General features: G+C 73.8%; 8 protein-coding genes. 6 read left to right on the top strand and 2 right to left on the bottom strand.

Annotated elements, in window-relative coordinates:
* The first annotated feature begins 137 nt into the window (after nt 1-137).
* The 5 genes from DZF91_RS16570 to DZF91_RS16550 are packed head-to-tail and all read left to right on the top strand — an operon-like array spanning nt 138 to nt 5,785.
* Nucleotides 138-1,451: a glycosyltransferase gene (locus tag DZF91_RS16570; RefSeq protein ID WP_117358361.1), complete on the top strand. Its 1,314-nt coding sequence runs from the start codon at nt 138-140 to the stop codon at nt 1,449-1,451.
* A 5-nt stretch (nt 1,452-1,456) separates the two neighbouring features.
* The gene (locus DZF91_RS16565) at nt 1,457-2,809 is read left to right on the top strand and encodes an O-antigen ligase family protein (RefSeq protein WP_117358360.1); all 1,353 of its coding nucleotides are present in this window, start codon (nt 1,457-1,459) and stop codon (nt 2,807-2,809) included.
* A complete protein-coding gene (locus tag DZF91_RS16560; protein ID WP_117358359.1) occupies nt 2,806-4,095 on the top strand; it encodes an oligosaccharide flippase family protein in 1,290 nt (429 codons plus the stop codon). The genes DZF91_RS16565 and DZF91_RS16560 overlap by 4 nt, the downstream gene beginning before the upstream one ends.
* Nucleotides 4,092-4,847 carry a sugar transferase gene (locus DZF91_RS16555; protein WP_117358358.1) on the top strand — a complete coding sequence of 252 codons (756 nt, stop codon included), beginning with the start codon at nt 4,092-4,094 and terminating at the stop codon, nt 4,845-4,847. Before DZF91_RS16560 ends, DZF91_RS16555 begins: the two co-directional genes overlap by 4 nt.
* 29 nt (nt 4,848-4,876) lie before the next feature.
* The gene (locus tag DZF91_RS16550; RefSeq protein ID WP_117358357.1) at nt 4,877-5,785 is read left to right on the top strand and encodes a glycoside hydrolase 5 family protein; all 909 of its coding nucleotides are present in this window, start codon (nt 4,877-4,879) and stop codon (nt 5,783-5,785) included.
* Between the two features lie 39 nt (nt 5,786-5,824).
* On the opposite strand, the gene DZF91_RS16545 is transcribed toward DZF91_RS16550, so the two are convergent.
* Complete coding sequence (locus DZF91_RS16545; protein WP_147341180.1) at nt 5,825-6,064, bottom strand: hypothetical protein; 240 nt, start codon at nt 6,062-6,064, stop codon at nt 5,825-5,827.
* 138 nt (nt 6,065-6,202) lie between these two features.
* On the bottom strand, nt 6,203-7,963 hold the full coding sequence (locus tag DZF91_RS16540; protein ID WP_117358355.1) for a Rieske 2Fe-2S domain-containing protein: 1,761 nt from the start codon (nt 7,961-7,963) through the stop codon (nt 6,203-6,205).
* A gap of 346 nt (nt 7,964-8,309) precedes the next feature.
* On the opposite strand from DZF91_RS16540, the gene DZF91_RS41525 reads away from it, so the two are divergent.
* The coding region (locus DZF91_RS41525) for a hypothetical protein (protein WP_207661890.1) at nt 8,310-8,511 on the top strand (202 nt) is incomplete at its 3' end.

Here is an 8,511-nt window from a genome sequence, read left to right as displayed (position 1 = left end):
GACGCCGACGGGGTGCGCCGGATCCTGCGGCGGCTGCTGCCCGAGTACCACCCGGCGCGGCGGCCCGAGCCGTCCGCCGCCGCGCCGCGCGACGCGGGGTCGCCGGCCGATCCGCCCGGCCTGTAGAGGGGTGCGCCTTGGAAGCCTTCGACCCGGACCGCAAGCTGCGCGTCGCGACCGTGATCACCCGGTTCAACGGCGGCGCGGGGAACGTGGCGCTGAACGGCGCGCTCGCGCTGGACCCCGACCGGTACGAGCGGGCGGTGATCACCGGCGGCGTCGGCATGGACAGCGCGGCGGCGGACGGGTCGTCCGGCGGCGGCTCCTCCGGCGGGTCCGGCGGGTCCGGCAGCTCCGGAAGGGACGGGGCCGGGTCGGCGCCGGACGTGCTGCACGGGGAGGCGGCCGTGGCGAACGCCGCCGCGGGCGACCTGACCCCGCGCGCGTTCGGGGCCGGGATGGAGATCACGCAGGTCCGGACGCTCGTCCCGCAGATCTCGCCGCGCGACGACCTGGCGGCGCTCCGGACGCTCACCGCCGTCCTCGTCGAGGGCCGGTACGACGTCGTCCACACGCACAGCGCGAAGGGCGGCGTGATCGGCCGGATCGCGGCGGCGCGCGCCGGGGTGCCGCGGATCGTGCACACCTGGCACGGCTTCCCGTTCAACGAGTTCCAGTCGCCGCTGCGCCGGTCGGTGTACGTGCGGCTGGAGCGGATGGCGGCCAGGCACACCGACGCGTTCCTGGCGATCGGGTCGGAGACCGTGACGACCGCGCTGCGGCTCGGCCTCGCGACCCCGGACCGGGTGCGGCTGTCGTGGCCCGCCGTGGACGTGGCGGCGTTCGAGGCGGCGGCGTCGTCCGGGGCGCGGGCGCGCGCCCGGCGGCGGCTGGACCTGCCGCTCGGGGTCAAGGTCGTCGGGTCGGTCGGGCGGCTCCAGTTCCAGAAGGGGCCGGAGATCTTCGTCCGGGCGCTCGCCGAGCTGCCGGACGACGTGTTCGGCCTGTGGATCGGCGGCGGGCCGATGGCGGGCGAGGTGGAGCGGCTCACCCGGCGGCTCGGCCTGACCGGGCGGATGCGCTGGCTCGGCCACCGCGACGACGTGCCGGAGCTGCTGCCCGCCTTCGACGTGCTGGCGATGGCGTCCCGCTGGGAGGGCCTGCCGTGCGTGCTGGTCGAGGCGATCGCGGCCGGGATACCGCTGGTCGCGACGGCCGTCCCGTCCAACCAGGACCTGGTGCTGGCGGGCGAGACCGGGATGCTCGTCCCGCCGCAGGACCCGCACGGCCTCGCGGTCGCCGCCGCCGCGCTGCTGGACGACCCGGTCGCCGCCGCGCGGATGGCCGAGCGGGCGCGCGGACGCGTCGGCGACTGGTTCACCCCCGGCTACCTCGGCACCGTCCTGGACGAGACGTACCGGGGCACCTCGGCCCGTCCCCACCGGCGGTGACGCCGATGCTCCTCACCACGCCGGACGGCGCCGGACCGGGCGCCACCGCGCCGCGCGGAACCGGGCCGGACACCGCCGACACACCGGAGGCGGGCGGCGCGCCCGCCGGGAGGCGGCGCGTCCGGCTGACCGCGGTCGTGCTCGTCCTGTCGATCGCGTCGCTGCCGATGCTGATGCCGTTCGGCATGGGTCCGGGGCCAGGGAACACCGCGATCCCGGACGCGCTGCTCGTGCTGCTCACCGGGACGACGCTGCTGTGGGCGGCGTCGCGGCGCAGGCCGGTGCCGTGGCCGTTCCTGGTGCCGACGCTGCTGGCCGTCCTCGCGGGCGCGACCGCCGCGCTGGCGAACAGCGGCGCGGGCGCGCTTCCGCTGGTCAAGGACGTGTTCGTGCTCCTGTGGGCGGTCTGCGTCGCGACGCTCTGCCAGGACACCGGGATGACCCGGATCGCGCTGCGCGCCTACGTCCACCTCGGGACGCTCTACGCCGTCATGGAGATCGTCGGGATGGCGGCGGGCATCGAGGCGCTGTCGGGCAAGCAGGTGGACGGCGCGCGCGCCATGTTCACCTTCGGCGACGCCAACTACGCGTCCAACTGGTTCATCTGCGTGTTCTTCATCGCCCGCGCCGCCCAGCTCCCGCGCCGCAAGGGCGCCCGCTGGACGGTCTGCGCGATCCTGCTCACCGCCGAGTTCCTGACCGGCTCCAACGGCGGCGCGCTCGCGCTCGGCATCGCCCTGGTCGTCGGCTGCCTCTGGGGCCTCGTCCGCGCCGGCAAGGCGCACCACGCCGTCGCCGTCGGCGCGCTCGCGGCCGTCCTCGGCGGCGGGACGGTCGTCCTGCTCAGCCAGATCAACGTCGCCACCGTGGTCGAGCAGGTCGGGAGCACCGCGCCGATCCTGCGCGACTCGATCGGCCGGACGACCGGCGAGAGCACCGAGTCGCGCGGAACCGTCCTCAACACGACCCTCACGATGCTGAGCCAGCAACGGCACCCGTTCGGGATCGGACCGAACGAGGTGCGGCGGCACAGCTACGACGAGCAGTACTCCTACGTCCGCGAGGCGCACAACGACTACATCGCGGCCGTGCTCGAACGCGGGTTCCTCGGCGGCGTCGCCGTGATCACGCTGGTGTTCGTCCTGCTGCTGCGCTGCGTGCGGATCGCGCGGCGCGGGGCGCTGAACCGGGAGTACGCCGACCTCGTGCCGCGTCCCGAGCTGTTCGGCGCGCTGGTCGTGGTGTTCCTGGTGTCCGCGCTGTTCTACCAGACCCTGCACTACCGGCACGGCTGGGCGTTCTTCGGCCTGATCGCGGCCGTGGACCTCTACGGACGACGGCGGGAGGCCAACCCATGACGCTCACCGGGGAACGCGGCGGCGGGCTGCGGAACCGGATGGTCGCGCTGGTCGCGGGCAACATGGCCGGGCGGCTCGGCGCGCTCGCCTCGCTCGGGATCGCGACGGTCCTGGTCGCGCGGATCGGCGGGCCGGAGCTCGTCGGCGCGCTCACGCTCGTCCGGATCCTGCCGGGCATGGTGTGCCAGCTCTCGAACGCGGGCCTGATGGGCGCCGCGCCCTACTACCTGGCCGGGGAGCGGTACGACCAGCGGCGGGTGCGGCCGACGGTCGCGTGGCTGACGGTCGGCGGCGCGGTCGCCGGCGGGCTCGCCTGGCTCGTCCTGTCGCCCGCGATCTTCTACCTCTTCTTCCGGTCGTTCGGCTTCTGGGTCGCGCTCGCCGCGGCCGTGCCGTCCTTCACCCAGGGGTTCGTGTCGGTCGGCAAGGGACTGCTGCAGGGCACCGGCGACCTGCGCGGCGCGAGCCTGGCGATCACCGTCGAGGAGTTCGTGTTCCTGCCGTTCTACGTCGGGATGCTCGCCTTCTGGTACGGGCCGGGCGCGCTGGTCACCGCGCTCGTCCTCGCCGACGTCGCCGCCGCCGCCTGGATCGCCCGACGGCTGGCCCGGCGCGGCTTCTTCACCGGCTGGGGACGGCCCTCGTTCGCGCTCGGCCGCGAGATCGCCGGATTCGGGATGCGCGGACAGCTCGGGCAGCTCGTCGACCTGCTGAACCTCCGGCTGGACGTGGCGTTCCTCGGCGCGATGGCCGGGCCGTCCGTGCTGGGCGTGTACACGGTCGCGTCGAAGTTCGCCGAGCTGGTGCAGCTTCCGGGCCTGGCGATGAACTACGTCCTCTACCCCGACTTCGCCAAGGAGGCGCGGGACGTCGCGGCCGAGCGGACGCGGCGGCTGATCCTCCCCGCGCTCGCCGTGTCGGCGCTCGCCGCCCTCCCGCTCGCGCTGCTCACCGGGACCGTCCTGCCGTGGGTGTTCGGGTCGTCGTTCGACGGCGCCCGCACCCCGACCTACCTGCTGCTGTGCGGGCTCGTCACCTTCGGGGTGTCCGGGCTGCTCCAGGCGTACCTGTACGGGATCGGACGGCCGGGCCTCACCTCGGTCGCGCAGGCCGCCGGGCTGGCCGTCACGGTCGTCCTCGACCTGCTGCTGATCCCGCGCTTCGGGGCGACGGGCGCGGCCGTCGCGTCCGCCTTCTCCTACACCGCGACCACCCTCGTCCTGCTGTTCTGGTTCGCCCGGCTGCGCGCGCGGACCCCCCTCGGAGCGGAGGCGGCCCCGTCATGACCGAACTCCAGGTGTCCCCCGTCGACCCGTCCGACGGCGTCCCGCCCTCCGGCGCGCGCCGGGCGCTGGACGTGTGCGGCGCGCTGCTCGGCCTGGTCCTGCTGGCGGTCCCGCTCGTGCTGATCTGGGGCCTGGTGCGGATGTCCAGCCCCGGGCCCGGGCTGTTCCGGCAGACCCGCGTGGGGCAGGGCGGCCACCCGTTCACGATGCTGAAGTTCCGGACGATGCGGACCGGCGTCGGCGGCCTCACCGTCACCGCGAACGCCGACCCGCGGCTCACCCGCGTCGGCAGGCTGCTGCGCGCCTGGTCCCTGGACGAGCTGCCGCAGCTCTGGAACGTCCTGCGCGGCGACATGACGCTGGTCGGGCCGCGTCCGGAGACCTACGACCTCGCCGTCCACTACGGCCCGGACACCCGCTGGATCTTCGACCACCGGCCGGGCCTGACCGGGGTGTCGGAGGTCCGGTTCCGCGACTTCGACGTGCTCGGACCGGGCGAGACCGTGGACCTGGTGAACTACGTCCAGCGGATCGTCCCGGCGCGGGTCGCGGTGGACGCGGTGTACCTGCGCGAGCCGTCCATGCGGGCGACGCTGCGGGCGCTGTGGGACACCGTCCGGCACATCCTCGGCTTCACCGTCCCACCGCTCGCGGTCGCGCCGGACGGCTCGGTGCGGCCCGCCGGACGGGACACCGGCCGCCTGGACGACCCCGCCGAGAGCACCGGCGACCGAGCCCCGGACGCGGTGTGAGGCGCGGTGTGAGCGCCAGGGGGATACGGGTGTCGCGGACCGGACGGCTCGCCATCGTCCTGGCGGTGGTCGTGGCCGCGCTCGGCGCCGGGGTCCTGCTCGCCGTGTGGGAGCGGTCGTCCGGCGGCCACCGCCCGTACACCGGCCCGAGCGCGACACCCGGCGTCCGGCCGGCCCGGCATGTGCAGACCCGCCGCATCGCGCTGAACACCAAGCCCGCCGACTACCCGCGCCTGAAGGAGCTGGGCTTCGACCTGGTGGACGCGCAGCCGGACGACGCCGCCCTCGCGCGGATCCCGGCCGGGATGCGCGCGATGCTCTGGGTCGGCAACTTCACCTGCGACGACTTCTCCCTGTCCTTCGACGCGTTCGCCGCCGCCGTCCGCAGGTACGGGCGCGACCCGCGGGTGTACGGCTGGTACCTGTCGGACGAGCCGAACCCCGGCCGGTGCCCGAGGGTGCTCACCGAGATCCGCCGCCGCGCCGACCTCATCAGGACGAGCGCGCCCGGCCAGGTCGCGTTCGTCTCGCTCACCGACTGGCCCATGCGGGACGCGACGCCCGCCAAGCTCAACGTGGACGTCATCGGGCTCGACCCCTACCCGTGCCAGGGCGGCACGAGCCCGCGCGCCGCGTGCGACCTCGGCGCGATCGACCGGATGGTGCGGCTCGCCGACCAGGCCGGGATCCCGCGCGGATCGGTCGCGCCCGTCCTGCAGACCTTCGGGCAGGGCTGCTCGGGCGGCGACAAGCAGTACTGGATGCCGACCGCCGCGCAGTTCCGTGCGCTCCTCGCGCGCTGGGACCTGCTCGTCCCGAACCCGCCGCTGGAGATCTCCTACTCCTGGGGCCACCAGGAGAAGTACGCCTGCCCCACGCTCGCGGACGCCGCCGATCTCCAGGCGATCATGAAGGAGCGGAACCACTCCGCCACCTAGCGGCCCGCGGGCCTGTGCTGGGCGGCCTGTGGGGCGCGGTCAGTGGGTGGTGGCGGTGACGCTGTGGTCGGCGCCGGCGGTCGTGTCGTCCACGCCGTCGAACGGCACGTCGAACGATCCGAGCTTCAGCGCGAGCAGTTCCATACCGCCGACGAGCAGCGCGAACACGATGGCCACCACGGCCAGCCGGCGGCGGTCGCCGCGCACCTTCCGCACGGCCGGGCGCGCCTTCGACACCGCACGCCGGATCTTCCCCACGACCATCCCCCAAAGTCCCATCAACCCCGTAAAACCGGGGAAAACGTTACCGGATCAAACGATCACGCACCCACTCATTAGCCCTGCCGCCCCCACCGTTCGCCGGACACTCGGCGGCCCGTGGACGGGTGGTCCACGGGCCGTGTGAAGTTATGTGCGTCACTCGACAGGCGCGGGCGACTCCACCGTCGCGGCCAACCCCACCGGGGCGGGCGCGTCCACGGAGGTGGGGCCTCCGAATGACGCGGGGACGTCCATGGCCGTGGCCGGGAGCTCGACGGCCGACACGTCGGCGGACGCGGGCGTGGACGCGGGCGTGGACGCGGACGGGGCCACCGGGGCGGCGCAGGCGTCCACGGGACGGCTGCCCAGAGCGGCGGCGCGCGCGTTGACGCACTGCCCGGTCGCCAGGTCGAACGCGAAGTTGTGGGCGAGGCAGTGGATCTGCCCGTCCCGGACGACCGCGCCGATGGACAGGTCCTCGCCCGCGTGCGGGCAGTAGCGCGGGATGTCGAAGTTGCGGCCCGCGGAGTGGACGATGATGCGCTCCGACTCGTCCCGCCCGGTCTCGTACTCCTCGACCGCGCGCAGCGCCGCCGCGTTGGCGTGCTTGAGCAGGCCGACGAGGTGGTCGTTGTAGACGTCCGGGTCGCGGTAGAGGCTGAGCCGGAACGAGATGAGCAGGTCCTCCCAGGCCAGCCGGCCGGTGAGGACGGTGTCCAGCCAGCGCCCGGCGACCGTGATCCGGTACTGCGGGCGGACGTCCGGCCGGGCCTCGGCGACCGAGACCGCGCCGGGCCGCAGGTCCACGTCCCAGGACCCGCCGTTCGGCCCGGTCACCTCGAACCGGACGGTCATGGCGATCTGCTCCAGGAAGTAGTCGCTGAGCGACCCCAGCCTGCGGAAGTGCTCGGTGAACCGCTCGAACAGGTCCGGGCCGGGCTCCGGGTAGGACGCGAGGACGCCCGCGACCAGCTCCTTGCGGTCGGCCGCGTACCGCTCCAGGTAGGCGGTGCGGTCGGCGGGGGACCAGGCGTAGGAGAACGCGGCGGACACGGGGTCGCGGGTGACCGCGCCGGTGTCGAGTTCGACGGCGTCGCCGGGCTGGAAGTGGTCGAACGCCTGGTTCGGCAGGTGCTCGCGCAGCCAGCGCACCGACGCCTCGGGGTCGCAGAACGCGCCGTCCTCCTGGTCCAGGACCCAGTTGAGGCCGGCGACCTCCTCGTCCAGGAAGCACGGCGGCCCGGCGAACGGGACGGCCAGCTCCGGCGCGGTCTGCCGGACGAGCCGCTGCGCCGCGCGCAGCTTGGCGATCCGCTTGGCGAGCGAGACCCGCGCCATCTCCTCCGGCGGGTACTCGTAGCAGATCGGGTGCCAGGACGCGCCGGACGTCTGGAGCGCCATGAGGTCGAGCCGTCCGCCCGCGAGGTGCTTGGCGCGGCGCGCCTGGGCGGCGGTGAGCCGGGCGTCGTTGCAGTGCAGCACCGAGCGCCCGTCCGCCACGATCAGAAATGCTGCGTCATGGCACATCGGCGACAACTCGGGAATCGCCGTGATCCAGGACCCGCGATTGTCCAAGGGGAATTTCTTCCACGGTGACACTTCAATGACCTGCCGGGCGCCCGCCGCCCTTCGGATCCGTTCCCGGAACGCGGGTCCGGGATATGCGGGAATGAGGATTCTGGTCCGTGCCGGAAGTCGTTCGAGGACCCAGGGGTCGAAGTGGTCCAGGTGTTCGTGCGACACCGCGACCCAGTCGGCGTCGAGCACCTCGGCGAGATCCAGATGATCGTTTCTCGGATACTGGTGCCAGGCCCCCAGGAAGGCTCCGGTGGGAGCGAGCCACGGGTCGGCGAGCAGGCGAAACGCCGTCGCGCGCACCGCAAGTCCGGCATGTCCGAGAAAAGTGACCTTGGGCATACCCGCGACTGTGCCTGCCGCGCCACTTCCGCACACCCGGCGGAATGCGCAAGGGCGCTACGCCGAAGGGATGAAGGGAATACCGCCGAGCCGGGGACGGGACCGTCCGGAAGGTCCCGGAGGACGCCGGGATAGATGATCGAAATGCTCCCCCTTCGACGTTCTGACAATGGGTCCGGTTGGCCGCGATAATCCGGCTGTCCACAACCGGTCAGGCAGAGGTCAGTGGCGGTCAATTGTCTGGACAGGTGAGGCCGTGCGGGGTGACCGTCGGCGTACGGGCCGTGTGGGGAGACGGCCCCGCTGTAGTCCTGGAGAGGTGCCGGCCAACGGACGGGGGTCCTCGATGATGCACGGGCAGCCACGCTCCTCGCCCCACCTGGACGCGCCGCCGCCGCGCCGCCACGACCCGGACCGTTCCACCACCACCGCCCGCCCCGACACCGGCGTCCACCCCGACGCCGCGGCCCGCTCAGGCACCGCGGCCCGCCCGGACACCGCCGCCCGCCCGGACATCGGCGCCCGTTCCACCACGGCCGCCCGCTCCG

Origin of the sequence: Actinomadura logoneensis (genome assembly GCF_003428695.1) — a bacterium.
Classification (GTDB): Bacteria; Actinomycetota; Actinomycetes; order Streptosporangiales; family Streptosporangiaceae; genus Spirillospora; species Spirillospora logoneensis.
The sequence above is the reverse complement of the archived record's forward strand: the minus strand, read 5'-3'. Positions and strand labels throughout refer to the sequence as shown.

Excerpts from the sequence above, each read along its gene's own strand:
- DZF91_RS16555 (WP_117358358.1), top strand. The coding sequence starts at position 4,092 with ATGACCGAACTCCAGGTGTCCCCCGTCGACCCGTCCGACGGCGTCCCG.
- DZF91_RS16565 (WP_117358360.1), top strand. The coding sequence starts at position 1,457 with ATGCTCCTCACCACGCCGGACGGCGCCGGACCGGGCGCCACCGCGCCG.
- DZF91_RS16560 (WP_117358359.1), top strand. The coding sequence starts at position 2,806 with ATGACGCTCACCGGGGAACGCGGCGGCGGGCTGCGGAACCGGATGGTC.
- DZF91_RS16545 (WP_147341180.1), bottom strand. The coding sequence starts at position 6,064 with ATGGGACTTTGGGGGATGGTCGTGGGGAAGATCCGGCGTGCGGTGTCG.
- DZF91_RS16540 (WP_117358355.1), bottom strand. The coding sequence starts at position 7,963 with ATGCCCAAGGTCACTTTTCTCGGACATGCCGGACTTGCGGTGCGCGCG.